Source organism: Paraburkholderia aromaticivorans, assembly GCF_012689525.1.
GTDB lineage: Bacteria > Pseudomonadota > Gammaproteobacteria > Burkholderiales > Burkholderiaceae > Paraburkholderia > Paraburkholderia aromaticivorans_A.
Genome location: NZ_CP051516.1, coordinates 3,988,065 through 4,003,176 on the forward strand (window position 1 = coordinate 3,988,065; position 15,112 = coordinate 4,003,176).

Genomic DNA, 15,112 nt, shown 5'->3' on the forward strand with positions numbered 1-15,112 from the left:
CTGCAAAGGACGCTATTGTAACCGACGCCTTTCGATCGCCCTATGCGCGCTCGCCCGCGCCGCCGCGCCCGGCGCGCTGCGCGACCCGCCAGGAAAGGCCGTCGTCATTCTCTAGTATGATCGAGGGATGGTTCGCAAATCACACTTCGATCCGCAGCGCGTGCGCGAGGAAATCGCCATCGCGGCTGCCCGCATGATCGCCGAAGACGGTCTGGACTACGCCACGGCGAAGCGCAAAGCAGCCCGGCAAGTGGTCGGCGAGAGCCGTGTTGCCGGCGAATGGCTGCCGGATAACGACCAGATTGAAGAAGAAATCCGCGAGTATCAGTCGCTGTTCCAGGGCGACAGCCAGCCCGCGCTACTGCGCCGGCTGCGCCGTATCGCGGTCGACTGGATGGAGCGGCTCGCGCCGTTCAATCCTTATTTGACCGGCGCGGTCCTGAGCGGCACAGCCGGCGAACACTCGGATATTCACCTTCAGGCGTTCTGCGACAACCCGAAAGAAGTCGCGATCTATTTTCTTAACGCCGACATTCAGTACGACGTCTCGGAAACGCGGCATTTCGCCGGCCGCGGCTATGTCGAGACGCTCAGCTTCCTGTGGCGCCCCACGAATGAAGGGCGCGAAGCGGAGCCGGTCGGCGTGCACGTGGCGCTCTACGAAACGGACGACCTGCGCGGCGCGGTACGCGCCGACGCGCGCGGCCGCACGGCGCGCGCGAATCTGCAGGCCGTGCAGACGCTGCTCGACGGCAGCGACGTCGCTCCTTCAACCAACTAGACTGACCAAGATGAATACGAGACGGATTCTGGCGGGCGCGTGTGTCGCCATCGTCGCCGCGGGCGGCGGTGTACTGGCCAACCATTGGCTGAACGGCGGCGTTGAACAAGTCGCGCACGCAGCGCAACCGGCCTCTTCCCAAAGCGCGGTCGCGCAACTCTGGACTGCCCCCGTGACCACGGTGGACGGCAAGCCGCAAACGCTAAGTTTGCTTAAAGGACACCCAATCGTCGTCAACTTCTGGGCCTCGTGGTGTGGGCCGTGCGTTGAAGAAATGCCGGCTTTGTCGCAGCTTCAGCGCGATTACGCGAAAAAAGGCATCCAGTTCGTCGGACTTGGCGTCGATTCGGAGAAAAACGTTCAGGCGTTCCTGCAGAAAGTGAAGGTGGCGTACCCGGTCTACATCACAGGCTTCGGTGGCGCCGACCTCGCGCGTGCGTTCGGCAATACTGCGGGCGGGTTGCCGTTTACCGTCGTAATCGACGCAAAAGGCAACATTCGCTCGACAAAATTGGGACAAATCGACCCGCAAGCGCTGAAACAGACGCTCGACGCGCTTTAAATTTCACATTCTTTTGACGCTCGATTACCCGCGGAAGGCGCGAAATTACGCGCAAATCGCGCGGATTTGAGAGAAGATGGGCGCCCGGCGCGGCGGCAAAGCGCCGCCGGCATCGATCCGTACGTGCGCGAAACTAGACAAGTTTCTCTAATCAGCGCTAAAGTGCGCCCAATTCCACGGAAAAAGAAGCGACCATGACGCGACTGCTGGTACTGCACGGACCCAACCTCAACCTTCTCGGCACCCGGGAACCCGAGGTCTACGGTCGCGTGACCTTGCCGCAGATCGATCAGGCGCTGGCGGACCGCGCAGCGGACGCAAGCGTCGAGCTCGCGTCGTTCCAGAGCAATCACGAAGGCGCTCTGGTGGACCGCATTCAATCCGCGCGGACTGAAAAAACCGATTTCATACTGATCAATCCCGCCGCGTACACGCACACCAGCGTGGCCATTCGGGACGCACTGGCGGGGGTCGGCATCCCGTTCGTCGAGATTCATCTGTCGAACGTGCATCGTCGCGAACCGTTCCGGCATCACTCGTATTTCTCCGACCAGGCTGAGGGCGTGATTTGCGGCCTCGGCTGGAAGGGATATCTGTACGCGCTCGAATTCGCGCTCGACCGGCTATCCGCCGGCTCGTCGCGCGGCTGATTCCAAACACGTCTAATTTGCGCCGGCTGCGTATGCGCCGGCACTTTACGCATTAAAGGGGCTGCCTGATGGACTTACGTAAACTGAAAACTCTGATCGACCTCGTCTCGGAGTCCGGTATTTCCGAACTCGAAGTGACCGAGGGCGAAGGCAAGGTGCGCATCGTCAAGAATGCGCCGCCGGTTTACGTGCAGCCGTCCGCCTCGTATGCGCCGCAATACGCGCAGCCGGCACCGGCAATCGGTGGCGAAGCGCCGGCTGCCGCAGTCGCGCCGGCTACGCCGGCCGCCGTCGCGCCGCAAGGCCATGTGGTGACCTCGCCGATGGTCGGCACCTTCTACCGCGCGCCGTCCCCGGGCGCCGAGCCGTTCGTCCAGGTGGGCGACACGGTCAAGGAAGGCCAGACGATCTGCATCATCGAAGCGATGAAGTTGCTCAACGAAATCGAGTCGGACAAGTCCGGCGTGGTGAAGGAAATCCTCGTCGAAAACGGTCAGGCGGTCGAGTACGGCCAACCGCTGTTCGTGGTCGGCTAACGCGGCACGCTTTGCGCATGCCGCCCGCGCGCCGCTGTCTTAAGGCGCGCGACCGATCCTCTGAGGCAGCCGGCGTTGCGAGCAACCCGGCGCCCATTGATGAGTCGAAAAAACGCTATGTTTGAAAAAATCCTCATTGCCAATCGTGGCGAGATCGCGCTTCGTATCCAGCGCGCCTGCCGCGAACTCGGTGTCAAGACGGTCGTCGTTTATTCCGAAGCCGACAAGGAAGCCAAGTACGTGAAGCTCGCCGACGAGGCGGTCTGTATCGGCCCGGCGCCTTCGAATCTGAGCTATCTGAACATGCCCGCGCTGATCAGCGCGGCGGAAGTCACCGACGCCGAAGCGATTCACCCCGGCTACGGCTTCCTCTCGGAAAACGCCGACTTCGCCGAACGTGTCGAACAGTCCGGCTTCACCTTCATCGGCCCGCGCCCGGAAACGATCCGGATGATGGGCGACAAGGTCATGGCCAAGCAGACCATGATCAAGACCGGCGTGCCTTGCGTGCCGGGTTCAGAAGGCGCGTTGCCGGAAGATCCGAAAGAGATCGTGAAGATTGCTCGCCAGGTCGGCTATCCGGTCATCATCAAGGCCGCCGGCGGCGGTGGTGGCCGCGGCATGCGCGTGGTCCACACGGAAGCGGCGCTGGTCAACGCGGTCAACATGACGCGCGAAGAAGCCGGCCGAGCGTTTGGCAATCCGCAGGTCTACATGGAGAAATTCCTGGAGAACCCGCGGCACATCGAAATTCAGATCCTGTCCGACTCGTTCAAGAACGCAGTCTGGCTGGGCGAGCGTGATTGCTCGATGCAGCGTCGTCACCAGAAGGTGATCGAAGAAGCGCCGGCGCCGGGTATCGCACGCCGCCTGATCGACCGCATCGGCGATCGTTGCGCGGACGCCTGCAAGAAGATGGGCTACCTCGGCGCGGGTACATTCGAGTTCCTGTACGAAAACGGCGAGTTCTACTTCATCGAAATGAACACGCGCGTGCAGGTCGAGCATCCGGTGACCGAGCTGATCACGGGCGTCGACATCGTGCAGGAACAGATCCGTATCGCGGCTGGCGAAAAGCTCGCCTTCCGTCAGCGCGATATCGTGTTCAAGGGTCACGCGATCGAATGCCGGATCAATGCGGAAGATCCGTTCAAGTTCACTCCGTCGCCGGGACGCCTGACGTCGTGGCATATGCCGGGCGGCCCCGGCATCCGCGTCGACTCGCATGCCTACAATGGCTATTTCGTGCCGCCGAACTATGATTCGATGATCGGCAAGCTAATCGCTTACGGCGCGACGCGCGAACAGGCGATCAAGCGCATGCGCATCGCGTTGTCGGAGATGGTGGTGGAAGGCATTCTGACCAACATCCCGTTGCACCGCGAGTTGATGCTGGACGCGAAGTTCGTCGAAGGCGGCACCAGCATTCACTACCTCGAAAACCGGTTGGCCGCGAAGCAGCAGGCCGCGCCGGAAGAAGCGTAACTCATGAGCTACCGGGAACTGATCGCCGAGCTGGCACGCGAGCACGCGGAGGAATTCTCCGACGCGCTGCTCGAGTTGGGCGCGTTGTCCGTGTCGGTTGAAGATGCGGACGCCGACACGCCCGACGAGCAGCCGCTGTTCGGCGAACCCGGTCTCACGCCGGATCGCACGGCGTGGCAGCGTTCGCGCGTGATCGCGCTGCTTGCGCCGGAACATGAGCCGGCGGTGTTGCTCACCGCCGCAGCCAATGAAATTGGCTTGGAGGCAGCGCCGTCGTTCACCGTGCGTGAAGTCGAGGATCAGGATTGGGTGCGGCTCACGCAGTCGCAGTTCGATCCGATTAAGATCGGCGAACGCATCTGGGTCGTGCCGTCATGGCACGATGCGCCGGACCCCGAAGCACTGGTGCTGGAACTGGATCCGGGGCTCGCCTTCGGCACCGGCAGCCATCCCACCACGCGGCTTTGCATGGAATGGCTGGAGCAATCGGTGCAGCCCGAGCAGTCCGTACTCGATTACGGCTGCGGCTCCGGCATCCTCGCGATCCTTGCGAAAAAGTGTGGCGCGAATCCCGTGTACGGCATCGACATCGACCCGCAAGCGGTCGAGTCGGCGCGTCACAACAGCGAGCGCAACCGCGCGGAAGTCACCTACGCTTTGCCCGACGAATGCCCCACCGGCGAGTTCGATATCGTGGTCGCCAATATCCTCTCCAACCCGCTCAAGCTGATGGCCTCGATGCTCACGTCGAAGGTCAAGCCGGGTGGCAAGATCGCGCTGTCCGGCATTCTGGCGCGGCAAGCGGACGAGGTCGCGCAGGTCTACTCACGGTGGATCGACATCAGCGTATGGCGCGAACACGAAGGTTGGGTGTGCCTGTCGGGAACGCGTCGCGAAAGCCATTAGAATAAGGCGTATTGTCCAACCAACGGCCTTCTGGCTCATCGGCTCAATATGCTCCTGGCAACGCGTTGCCCCTTCTGCGAAACCGTCTTTCGTCTGCAAACGGAACAGCTTGCGCTGCGCCGCGGCCTCGTGCGCTGCGGGCATTGCCACGAAGTATTCGACGCGTCGAGCAGCCTGTTCGACATCAGCGAAGGCGGTGATTTTTCCACCGCCAAACCGGTCGCCGCGGCTGCGGCGATAGAAGCGCTCTCGGGCGTGCGCCCCAAGGGCCCCGACTTCAGCGCCGAAGCATGGGACCCGTGGGCGCCGGCGCCCGACGCCGCCATCGACAACCGTCTGCGCCATAACGCCGGCAATGTGCCGCTCTCACCGGTCTCCACCGGCGCGGGCGTCGCGGTCACGCCGCGCCAAGCTACGGAGCCCGAACTGCCGCCCGGCGCCTTGACCGCACCGACTCCGCCCGATGACGAACCGCTGCTGGCGGACGCGCCGCTCGACCCGTTCGCGTATCACCTGGATCCGCCCGAGGAAGAAAGCGAAGCGCCGCGCGTCTGGCACAAGACCGAGCGCGCTTCCGACGCAGCACTGGACGAACCGCTCGAAGAGCCGGTTCTGGACGAGCCGGCTACCTTGTATGGCATTCCTGACCATGAGCCGCGTTTCGGCGCGGCTAGCTTAGGCGCGGCCGGCGCAGGGACGGCCGCACTAGGTGCAGCAGGCGCGGCTACGGGCGCAGGCGCGGCAAGCTTTGCCGCTGCCAGCCGCGCCGCCGCCGGCCCGGTCTCCGCCAGTGGCGAACCGTTCTCCGTGCAGCCAGTCAACGACGGCCCCGATCCCTTCCCCGTGGTGCGCGAAACCCGCCCGGCGGAACCGCGGCGCATGGGCTGGGTCATCGCCGGCTCGGTGGTGGCGGCGCTGTTGATCATCGCGCTGCTCGCGCAACTCGCCTGGTGGCAACGCGAAACGGTGATGGTGTATTTCCCGCGCTCGCAGACGCTCTATGCGAAGGCCTGCTTGACGCTCGGCTGCCAGGTCACGCCGCCGCACGACATCGACGGCTTGCAGGTCGAACCGTCCGATCTGCGGCAGATCGACGGTCCGCACAAGCTCGAACTGAAGATGCCGCTGCGCAACCGCTTCAATATCGCGCTCGCCTTTCCGGCCATCGAACTCACGCTGCTCGACGATCAGAACAACGTCGCGGTACGCCGCGTGCTGTGGCCGCAAGACTACGTCCCGCCCGGCACGCAGATCGCGGCCGGCCTGCCCGCGCATACGACGCAGACCATGATCGTGCATCTCGACACGGGCAATGCGGTCGCTTCCAATTTCCGCGTACAGATTTTTTATCCGTAACGCATCCTTGCGCGCCTGGCACTGGCCGGGCGCATTCACCGTCAATCCTGACGAATTTTCGGAGCACGACAACATGAGTCAAGTTACGCTGGGTGGCAACCCAATCGAAGTAGCCGGCACGTTCCCGTCAGTGGGCCAGGCCGCTCCCGCTTTTTCGCTGGTCGGCAAGGATCTGAAGCCGGTGTCGCTCGCCGATTTCGCCGGCAAGCGCAAAGTGCTGAACATTGTCCCGAGCCTCGACACGCCGACTTGCGCCACCTCGACCCGCAAGTTCAACGAAGCCGCTGCCAAGCTGACCAACACGGCCGTGATCGTCGTGTCGGGCGACCTGCCGTTCGCCGCATCGCGCTTCTGCACGACCGAAGGCATCGAGAACGTCGTCACGGCGTCCACGTTCCGCGGCCATGAGTTCGCGCAAGCCTACGGCGTCGACGTGACGAGCGGCCCGCTGACCGGCCTGACGGCACGCGCCGTGGTGGTGGTCGACGAGAACGACAAGGTCGTTCACGCTGAACTCGTCGGCGAAATCAAGAACGAACCGAACTACGACGCTGCCCTCGCCGCGCTGAAGTAACACCTTCGCGCACGAACCCGGCGCCGCGCTTCATGCGCGGCGCTGTCACATCGTCGCGCCCATTCTCTTTATCGTTTTTACAGGAACGCTCGCCTTGGCTACGCTGATTTGCGGCTCGCTCGCCTACGACAACATCATGACCTTCGAAGGCCGGTTCCGGGAGCACATCCTGCCGGAGCAGGTCCACATCCTGAACGTGAGCTTTCTCGTGCCGACCATGCGCCGCGAGTTCGGCGGCTGTGCGGGCAACATCGCGTATTCGCTGCATCTGCTGGGCGGCGACGCGCGCATCATGGGCACGCTCGGCTCGGTCGACGCGCAGCTCTACATGGACCGGTTCAAGCAACTCGGGCTGTCGACGGAGAGCGTGCTGGTGGTGCAGGACGCCTATACGGCGCAGGCCATGATCACCACGGACCTGGAAAACAATCAGATCACCGCATTCCATCCAGGCGCGATGATGCAGTCGCATCTGAATCGCGCCGACGAGGCCAAGGGCATCACGCTCGGCATCGTCGGGCCCGACGGTTACGACGGCATGATCCAGCACTCCGAGCATCTGGCGGCTGCCGGCGTGCCGTTCATCTTCGATCCGGGCCAAGGCCTGCCGCTCTTCGACGGCGCGTCGCTGCGGCGCATGATTGAACTCGCCACTTACGTAGCGGTCAATGACTACGAAGCCAAACTGGTGAGCAATAAAACGGGTTGGTCGACCGAAGAGATCGCCGGCAAGGTCGAGGCGCTGATCGTCACGCTCGGCGAGCAAGGCGCGCAGATCCATCATGCGGGCGGCATCGAAGAGATTCCGGCGGTCAAGGCACAGCAAGTGCTCGATCCGACAGGTTGCGGCGACGCGTTCCGCGGCGGCTTGCTGTACGGCATCGAGAACACGCTCGGCTGGGCCACCACCGGGCGTCTGGCGAGCCTGATGGGCGCGCTGAAGATCGAACACCAGGGCCCGCAAAACTACGCGCCCAGCCGGGCCGAGATCAACGAGCGGTTCAAGCAGGCGTTCGGATACGACCTGCCGTAATACCGAGAGCTATTGGAGTTTAGGGAATGAGAATAACGAGTCGTCTGGTCGTGGCCGCCTTGATTGCAGGTTCGCTGGCCATCTCGGGGTGTGCGTATAACAGCAGCTCTGCAGACGTGTACACGGCGTCGCAGGCACAGCGTGAAGAAACGGTTCGCATGGGCACGGTGGACAGCGTGCGCGCCGTGAAGATCAGTTCGAACAACGGCCAGCCGAGCGGTCTCGGCGCGATCGGCGGTGGCGCGTTGGGTGCGGTAGCTGGCAGCAGGATCGGTGGTGGCACCGGCGCGATCATTACGGGCATTATTGGCGGTCTGGCGGGCGCGGTGGCGGGCAATGCCGTGGAAAACGGCGTCGCGGTGCACGACGGTCTCGAGATCACCGTGCGGCTCGACAACGGCGACATGCGCGCCATCACGCAAAGCGCCACCGGCGAGATCTTCCGTGCCGGTGAGCGCGTGCGGTTGCTCTCCAGTGGCGGCGTCACGCGCGTCACGCACTAAGTTTCCCCTCTCGCGCGGCGAGGCTGTCTGCCGCCGCGACGACCTCACACGCATGCCCTCCCCTGTGCATGCGTTTTTTTTGCCGGTCCGTTTTTCGCTGGATGATTTCGCCGGGCGAAAAAAATCCCGTCGCCGGAAACCGGCAACGGGACTGACCGAGTAGCGCTCGCCACGCTACTCAAGCGCTACTCGATCATCGAACACATCATGCGACGTGTCGAAGTGCTTCTACCGCTTGTCGTCCAGGTTACGGACGGCTGCCCGTCGGGAACGGCCATGCCGCTGCCGGGTTCAGCGCGGTCTTCACCGTCGCCGCCGGTGCGCTCGAGACAGAAGTCGCTGCGGGTGCAGGAGCCGCCTTCTTGGCGACAGCCTTCTTCGCAGGGGCAGCCTTCTTGGCAGGAGCAGCGGCCTTCTTCGCGGCAGCCTTCTTGGCAGGCGCAGCCTTTTTAGCGGCAGCCTTTTTCGCGGGCGCAGCCTTTTTAGCAGCAGCCTTTTTCGCAGGCGCAGCCTTCTTGGCAGCAGCCTTCTTAGCCGGTGCAGCCTTCTTCGCTGCAGCCTTCTTGGCCGGTGCTGCCTTCTTTGCTGCAACCTTCTTCACAGCGGCTTTCTTAGCCGGTGCAGCCTTCTTCGCCGCAACCTTCTTCACTGCCACTTTCTTGGCTGCAGCCTTCTTGGCCGGAGCAGCTTTCTTCGCTGCAACCTTCTTGGCCGGTGCTGCCTTCTTCGCTGCAACCTTCTTCACTGCCACTTTCTTGGCAGCGACTTTCTTTGCCGGAGCAGCTTTCTTAGCCGGAGCAGCCTTCTTTGCTGCGACCTTCTTGGCTGCGGGTTTCTTAGCGGCGGCTTTTTTTGCAGTTGCCATCATTTTCTCCTTCAGGTTTTCAGATGAGAGTCAGTTCAAACTACACCCTTCGTCAAAACCCGCTTCCCGCGGACGCTTCTCAGGGCGCGCGCTACGAAGCGGGCTATTCATCGGCGTACGCAGGTGCTGCGCGCTTACGCTAATGAATGCGGTAAGGCGCGCCGTGCCAAAAGGCACCGCGCGCCAGATCTGATCGGCGTTGAAGCTCAACGCCGGCAATTGCTTGATCGAGCCGCCGGCAACGACGCCAGCGGCTTTTTCCGGGGGGAAGTTTGCCCATCCCACTGAAGGGTTCACAAAGTGCCTGTCATAGTTGTGGGCCGCGAAGGCACGCGGCGCACCGGGCATGCTTTGCATCAGGCGGTTCTGCTCCTAGCCAAAATTGCCGCGGCCCAAGCCGACGGCATCCCCATCGATGAATGCATCTGCAGCACGAACCCGGATCACTCCCAGGTCAGCGCGCCGCCAGTCTGATATTCGATCACTCGCGTCTCGAAGAAGTTGCGTTCCTTCTTCAGGTCGATCATCTCGCTCATCCACGGGAACGGGTTTTCCTCGTTCGGGTACAGCGGATCGAGACCGATCTGCTGGCAACGGCGGTTGCAGATGAAGCGCAGATAGCTCTTGAACATCGACGCGTTGAGGCCGAGCACCCCGCGCGGCATCGTGTCTTCTGCGTAACGATATTCAAGTTCGACCGCTTGCTGGAAGATCTCACGGATTTCCGCGCGGAACTCAGCCGTCCAGAGTTGCGGGTTTTCGAGTTTGATCTGGTTGATCAGGTCGATGCCGAAATTGCAGTGCATCGACTCGTCGCGCAGGATGTACTGGTACTGTTCCGCCGCGCCCGTCATCTTGTTCTGGCGACCCAGCGCCAGGATTTGGGTAAAGCCGACGTAGAAGAACAGCCCTTCCATCACACAGGCGAACACGATCAGCGAGCGCAGCAGCGTCTGGTCTGCCTCGAGCGTGCCGGTCTTGAAGGCCGGATCGGTCAGCACGTGGATGTACGGAATCAGGAATTCGTCTTTCGCGCGGATCGAGGAGACCTCGTGATACGCGTTGAAGATTTCGCCTTCGTCGAGGCCCAGGGACTCGACGATGTACTGGTAGGCGTGCGTGTGGATCGCCTCTTCGAACGCCTGGCGCAGCAGGAACTGGCGGCATTCGGGCGCCGTGATGTGGCGGTAGGTACCCAGCACGATATTGTTGGCGGCGAGGGAATCGGCCGTGACGAAGAAGCCCAGGTTGCGCTTGACGATGCGGCGCTCGTCTTCGGTCAGACCGTTCGGGTCTTTCCAGAGGGCGATGTCGCGCGACATGTTCACTTCTTGCGGCATCCAGTGGTTGGCACAACCAGCCAGATACTTTTCCCACGCCCACTTGTATTTGAACGGCACCAACTGATTGACGTCTGTCTGGCCGTTGATGATGCGCTTGTCGGCGACGTTGACCCGCGCTTCCGAAACGGCAGCCGTTTCAGCAGCAGCGTGGGTCACATGAGCGACGGGAGCGACAGCAATGTCGTTCGCGAAGACGTCTTGAGCCGAGGGAGCATGAGGAGCGGAACGCGTTCCGACTTGCGAACCGACAGCCGATCCCGCAGCGTTGCGCAACACATTCTGTTGCGTAGCGCTCGAGGGAGTTACGGCAGTGATCTCGTCATCCCAGTTGAGCATAAATGTCACCATCAATTTAGAACGGTTTGTACCATCTTTTCACGAGCGATAAAAGAGTTCGCTGATGAAAAATCCTGTTTTCGATTCGCGTTGCTACGTTCATACAACACTTTGTTCAACAGAGTGTGTGCATCACCTCATGTGAAGCGTGTTGAACGTGTGTCGTCGAGGTGCTTCGCGAGCCCGAAGAGCAACGTGTCGATGCGACGTTTCGCTGCTCTATCTATCTGTATTGCGGAGCGTGCTTGTAGCGTCTTGCGACTGCTGACTGCTCACTCGCGTTGCTCGTCGCGGTGGTCCGCGCTTGCCCTGCGTGTGCTTCGCGTTGCCTCGCGTTTGCCTGTTCGTCAGTGCCGGCGAGGCGAAGTTCAATGCCATGTCGAGCGATGCATCGGGTCGGCTGCGTTGATCGACCCATCGATCGAAGCGTTTGCTGCGCGCACTGTGTCGCGCGCTTCGTCGGGTGCTGCCGACTGCTGACTGCTGATCGACCGCGTCACGGCGTCAGTGACCTGCCCTGCTTCACTGCGTCGCTTCGCTGCGTTGCGATGAACGACGCGCTTTGAATTTCACTCGCCGCGCCGCTCATCGACTTCACTTCTACGTCACGTCTACTTCACTTCCTTCAGCTTCGCTGCTCGCTGCATGCGGGTGATTACCTATGACATGTCAGCAAGCAGCGATCCTGCTGCTTACCGACTGCCTTATTGGCAAGCCTCGCACTCGTCGAAGCCAGCGTCGCCCGGACGCATCATGCACACCGGACCATCCGCTTCCGGCGCTGCTTCAACCGCGACTGCTGGCGTGGCCGCTGCAGCCTGAAAGCCACCTGCGGCACCACCAGCCGCGCTGTTGTTCGCGCCGAAGCCACCGGCCGCGCCACCCGCAGCACCGCCCGAACCTTCGCCGCCACCCGAGCTCACCGCGTTCAGCGCGCCGTGCGCCACCGTCGATTTCTCGACGTGGGTCGCCGCCATTGTGCGGAGGTAGTAGGTCGTCTTCAGACCGCGCACCCAGGCGAGCTTGTAGATCTCGTCGAGCTTCTTACCCGACGCGCCGCCCATGTAAATGTTCAGCGACTGTGCCTGGTCGATCCACTTCTGACGACGCGAAGCCGCCTCGACCAGCCACACCGGATCGAGTTCGAACGCGGTCGCGTAGATCGCGCGCAGGTCGGCCGGAATCCGGTCGATGCGCGACAGCGTGCCGTCGAAATACTTCAGGTCGGCGACCATCACTTCGTCCCACAGGCCGCGCGCCTTCAGGTCGCGCACCAGGTAGTCGTTGACCACCGTGAATTCGCCCGACAGATTCGACTTCACATACAGGTTCTGGAAGGTCGGTTCGATGCAAGCCGACACGCCGATGATGTTCGAGATCGTCGCCGTCGGCGCGATCGCGACGCAGTTCGAGTTGCGCATGCCGTAGGTGGCGATGCGCGAACGCAGTTCGGTCCAGTCCATCGACTCGCTCGAATCGACTTCCACGTAACCGCCGCGCGCGTCGGCCAGCAGCTTCACCGAGTCTTGCGGGAGGATGCCGCGATCCCACAGCGAGCCGCGGTAGCTCGAGTAGCGGCCGCGCTCCTGCGCCAGTTCCGTCGACGCGTAGTAAGCGTAGTAGCAGACCGCTTCCATCGACGTGTCGGCGAACTTGACCGCTTCTTCCGATGCGTACGGCGTGCGCAGCAGATGCAGGCAGTCCTGGAAGCCCATGATGCCCATGCCGACCGGACGGTGCTTCAGGTTCGAATTACGCGCCTTGGCGACCGCGTAGTAGTTGATGTCGATCACGTTGTCGAGCATGCGCATGGCCACGCTGACGGTGCGCTTCAACTTGTCGTGGTCGAGCACCAGGGTGCCGTCGGCCTGTTCCTTCAGGTGAGCGACGAGGTTCACCGAGCCCAGGTTGCAGACGGCGATTTCGGCGTCGCTGGTGTTCAGCGTGATTTCCGTGCACAGGTTCGATGAGTGGACGACGCCGACGTGCTGTTGCGGCGAACGCACATTGCACGGATCCTTGAACGTGATCCACGGGTGACCGGTTTCGAACAGCATGCCCAGCATCTTGCGCCACAGTTGCGCCGCCGGAATCCGCTTGAACAGCTTGATCTCGCCGCGCGCGACCTTGTCTTCGTAAGCCGTGTAAGCCGTTTCGAACTCGGCGCCGAACTTGTCGTGCAGGTCCGGGCAGGTGGACGGCGAGAACAGCGTCCAGTCGCCGCCTTCCATCACGCGCTTCATGAACAGGTCGGGAATCCAGTTCGCCGTGTTCATGTCGTGGGTACGGCGGCGGTCGTCGCCGGTGTTCTTACGCAGTTCGAGGAATTCCTCGATGTCCAGGTGCCACGTTTCCAGGTAGGCGCACACTGCGCCCTTGCGCTTGCCGCCCTGGTTCACAGCAACGGCCGTGTCGTTGACCACCTTCAGGAACGGCACGACGCCTTGCGACTTGCCATTGGTGCCCTTGATGTGCGAGCCGAGCGCACGCACGCGCGTCCAGTCGTTGCCCAGGCCGCCGGCGAATTTCGACAGCAGCGCGTTTTCCTTCAGTGCTTCGTAGATGCCGTCGAGGTCGTCGTCGACCGTCGTCAGGTAGCACGACGACAGTTGCGAACGGCGCGTGCCCGAGTTGAACAGAGTCGGCGTGGACGACATGAAATCGAAGCTCGACAGCACGTTGTAAAACTCGATCGCGCGCGCTTCACGGTCGATCTCGTTCAACGACAGGCCCATCGCGACACGCATAAAGAATGCCTGCGGCATTTCGATGCGCACGCCGTCGTGATGCAGGAAGTAGCGGTCGTACAGCGTCTGCAGGCCGAGGTAGCCGAATTGCAAGTCGCGGTTGTTGTCGAGCGCGGCGCCGAGGCGCTTCAGGTCGAACTGCAGCAGCTTGTCGTCGAGCAACTCGGCTTGCACGCCGCGCTTGATGAACTGCGGGAAGTATTCGGCGTAACGCTCACCCATTTCCGTTTGCGTGACTTCCTCTTCGAGGATCTCGCGGCGGATGGTGTGCAGCAGGATGCGGGCGGTGGCCTGGCTGTATGCCGGGTCTTTTTCGATCATCGTGCGGGCAGCCAGGATTGCCGAGTCGTAGACCTGGCTCATCGGCACGCCTTCGTACAGATTCTTGACCGTTTCCGCGATGATCGGATCGGCGCTCACGGCGTCGCCCAGGTTCGAGCAAGCCAGTTCGATGATGCCGCGCAGCGCAGCCAGATCGAGCGGACGCGTCACGCCATTGTCCGTGACGTTCAGGCCGGGCGCGCTGGCGGCGACCAGGTCGTCATGACCGCGCGCCTGAGTGCGCTTCTCGCGATACAGCACGTAGGCACGCGCCACGTTGTGCTCGCCGCCGCGCATCAGCGCGAGTTCGACCTGATCCTGAATGTCTTCGATATGGAACGTGCCGCCGTTCGGGCGGCTGCGCACGAGTGCGCGCACCACGTTCTGCGTGAGTTGCTCGACCAGTTCGCGCACACGCGCCGAAGCGGCGCCTTGACCACCGTTGACGGCCAGAAATGCCTTCGTCACGGCGATGGCGATTTTCGACGGTTCGAACGACACGACGCTGCCGTTACGACGGATCACCTTGTAGTCGGCGAAGGTCGCTTGCGGCGCGAGCGCTTGTGCGCCTTGTGCCTGGCCGAAGGCCTGGCCAGTCGGTGAGCCCTCATACCGGGTCGTCACGTTGTCGGTGGTTTGCATGTGCAAAGCTCCTGGTCCTGGAAATGTTGCGGGAAGATCCGCGGATTAAAACGAACGCTGCGCCGCCGCGTGCGCAAGCGATGGGGTGCAGGAAAGGGACCGGCTGAGCCGGTTAGCGGGATGCGACTGCGATGAAGCCTGGTTCGAATTGATAACGGTCTTCATCGTGTGTGTCGCGATCACTTGCTAAGCCCCTTTCCTGAATGCTTCTGGATGCCGCCGGTGGTCTCTCCGGCCACGCCACAGGAATATTTTTTCGCTGCCTGAAATGCTTGCGGCGCCATGCTCGAAGAGCGGACGCCGCTGACTTATTCACCCAGTTGTGCACTTGGTTATTCACATGGTTATACACAGAACAACACAAGATATAGTGCACAACTGGATTTGTGGCACCAAGTATAGTGGAGATTCGAGACAGGTCAAATCGATTTATTTGCTTTCGAAGTCTTGACTTTTGCTTAGCGCGGCGCGA

Annotated in this window: 14 protein-coding genes; 10 read left to right on the forward strand and 4 right to left on the reverse strand. The window is 62.1% G+C overall.

The annotated features are described in order from the left end of the window. Positions 1–127 precede the first annotated feature (127 nt). From HF916_RS46175 to HF916_RS46220, 10 genes are all read left to right on the forward strand, one after another. Positions 128–781: a UDP-N-acetylmuramate--alanine ligase gene (locus HF916_RS46175; RefSeq protein ID WP_168795244.1), complete on the forward strand. Its 654-nt coding sequence runs from the start codon at positions 128–130 to the stop codon at positions 779–781. A 10-nt stretch (positions 782–791) separates the two neighbouring features. Next, entirely contained in the window at positions 792–1,343 is a 552-nt protein-coding gene (locus HF916_RS46180) for a TlpA family protein disulfide reductase (RefSeq protein ID WP_168795245.1), read from the forward strand. Between the two features lie 194 nt (positions 1,344–1,537). Beyond that, complete coding sequence (gene aroQ, locus HF916_RS46185; protein ID WP_168795246.1) at positions 1,538–1,993, forward strand: type II 3-dehydroquinate dehydratase; 456 nt, start codon at positions 1,538–1,540, stop codon at positions 1,991–1,993. 68 nt (positions 1,994–2,061) lie between these two features. After that, positions 2,062–2,529, forward strand: a complete 468-nt coding sequence (gene accB / locus HF916_RS46190) for an acetyl-CoA carboxylase biotin carboxyl carrier protein (RefSeq protein WP_168795247.1) — start codon at positions 2,062–2,064, stop codon at positions 2,527–2,529. Between the two features lie 117 nt (positions 2,530–2,646). After that, a complete protein-coding gene (accC, locus tag HF916_RS46195) occupies positions 2,647–4,014 on the forward strand; it encodes an acetyl-CoA carboxylase biotin carboxylase subunit (protein ID WP_168795248.1) in 1,368 nt (455 codons plus the stop codon). Positions 4,015–4,017: 3 nt separating this feature from the next. Then, positions 4,018–4,920 carry a 50S ribosomal protein L11 methyltransferase gene (gene prmA, locus HF916_RS46200; RefSeq protein WP_168795249.1) on the forward strand — a complete coding sequence of 301 codons (903 nt, stop codon included), beginning with the start codon at positions 4,018–4,020 and terminating at the stop codon, positions 4,918–4,920. Positions 4,921–4,968: 48 nt separating this feature from the next. Then, on the forward strand, positions 4,969–6,276 hold the full coding sequence (locus tag HF916_RS46205; RefSeq protein WP_168795250.1) for a zinc-ribbon and DUF3426 domain-containing protein: 1,308 nt from the start codon (positions 4,969–4,971) through the stop codon (positions 6,274–6,276). A 73-nt stretch (positions 6,277–6,349) separates the two neighbouring features. Beyond that, positions 6,350–6,850: a thiol peroxidase gene (gene tpx / locus HF916_RS46210; RefSeq protein ID WP_134457779.1), complete on the forward strand. Its 501-nt coding sequence runs from the start codon at positions 6,350–6,352 to the stop codon at positions 6,848–6,850. Between the two features lie 94 nt (positions 6,851–6,944). Continuing rightward, positions 6,945–7,883, forward strand: coding sequence for a carbohydrate kinase family protein (locus tag HF916_RS46215; protein ID WP_168795251.1), 939 nt, complete (start codon positions 6,945–6,947; stop codon positions 7,881–7,883). 26 nt (positions 7,884–7,909) lie between these two features. Then, on the forward strand, positions 7,910–8,386 hold the full coding sequence (locus tag HF916_RS46220; protein WP_168795252.1) for a glycine zipper 2TM domain-containing protein: 477 nt from the start codon (positions 7,910–7,912) through the stop codon (positions 8,384–8,386). Between the two features lie 247 nt (positions 8,387–8,633). Here HF916_RS46220 and HF916_RS46225 read toward each other — a convergent pair whose 3' ends face one another. The 4 genes from HF916_RS46225 to HF916_RS46240 form a co-directional block, all read right to left on the reverse strand. Then, entirely contained in the window at positions 8,634–9,251 is a 618-nt protein-coding gene (locus HF916_RS46225; RefSeq protein ID WP_012434386.1) for a histone H1-like DNA-binding protein, read from the reverse strand. 30 nt (positions 9,252–9,281) lie between these two features. Then, a complete protein-coding gene (locus tag HF916_RS46230) occupies positions 9,282–9,608 on the reverse strand; it encodes a hypothetical protein (RefSeq protein WP_168795253.1) in 327 nt (108 codons plus the stop codon). 86 nt (positions 9,609–9,694) lie between these two features. Then, positions 9,695–10,930 carry a ribonucleotide-diphosphate reductase subunit beta gene (locus tag HF916_RS46235; RefSeq protein WP_106310951.1) on the reverse strand — a complete coding sequence of 412 codons (1,236 nt, stop codon included), beginning with the start codon at positions 10,928–10,930 and terminating at the stop codon, positions 9,695–9,697. Positions 10,931–11,634: 704 nt separating this feature from the next. Continuing rightward, the gene (locus HF916_RS46240) at positions 11,635–14,640 is read right to left on the reverse strand and encodes a ribonucleoside-diphosphate reductase subunit alpha (RefSeq protein WP_168795254.1); all 3,006 of its coding nucleotides are present in this window, start codon (positions 14,638–14,640) and stop codon (positions 11,635–11,637) included. Positions 14,641–15,112: the final 472 nt, after the last annotated feature.

Bases quoted from the DNA above. Each gene is read 5' to 3' on its own strand.
- HF916_RS46175 (WP_168795244.1), top strand. From the start codon at position 128: ATGGTTCGCAAATCACACTTCGATCCGCAGCGCGTGCGCGAGGAAATC.
- HF916_RS46180 (WP_168795245.1), top strand. From the start codon at position 792: ATGAATACGAGACGGATTCTGGCGGGCGCGTGTGTCGCCATCGTCGCC.
- aroQ (WP_168795246.1), top strand. From the start codon at position 1,538: ATGACGCGACTGCTGGTACTGCACGGACCCAACCTCAACCTTCTCGGC.
- accB (WP_168795247.1), top strand. From the start codon at position 2,062: ATGGACTTACGTAAACTGAAAACTCTGATCGACCTCGTCTCGGAGTCC.
- accC (WP_168795248.1), top strand. From the start codon at position 2,647: ATGTTTGAAAAAATCCTCATTGCCAATCGTGGCGAGATCGCGCTTCGT.
- prmA (WP_168795249.1), top strand. From the start codon at position 4,018: ATGAGCTACCGGGAACTGATCGCCGAGCTGGCACGCGAGCACGCGGAG.
- HF916_RS46205 (WP_168795250.1), top strand. From the start codon at position 4,969: ATGCTCCTGGCAACGCGTTGCCCCTTCTGCGAAACCGTCTTTCGTCTG.
- tpx (WP_134457779.1), top strand. From the start codon at position 6,350: ATGAGTCAAGTTACGCTGGGTGGCAACCCAATCGAAGTAGCCGGCACG.
- HF916_RS46220 (WP_168795252.1), top strand. From the start codon at position 7,910: ATGAGAATAACGAGTCGTCTGGTCGTGGCCGCCTTGATTGCAGGTTCG.
- HF916_RS46225 (WP_012434386.1), bottom strand. From the start codon at position 9,251: ATGGCAACTGCAAAAAAAGCCGCCGCTAAGAAACCCGCAGCCAAGAAG.
- HF916_RS46230 (WP_168795253.1), bottom strand. From the start codon at position 9,608: ATGCAAAGCATGCCCGGTGCGCCGCGTGCCTTCGCGGCCCACAACTAT.
- HF916_RS46235 (WP_106310951.1), bottom strand. From the start codon at position 10,930: ATGCTCAACTGGGATGACGAGATCACTGCCGTAACTCCCTCGAGCGCT.
- HF916_RS46240 (WP_168795254.1), bottom strand. From the start codon at position 14,640: ATGCAAACCACCGACAACGTGACGACCCGGTATGAGGGCTCACCGACT.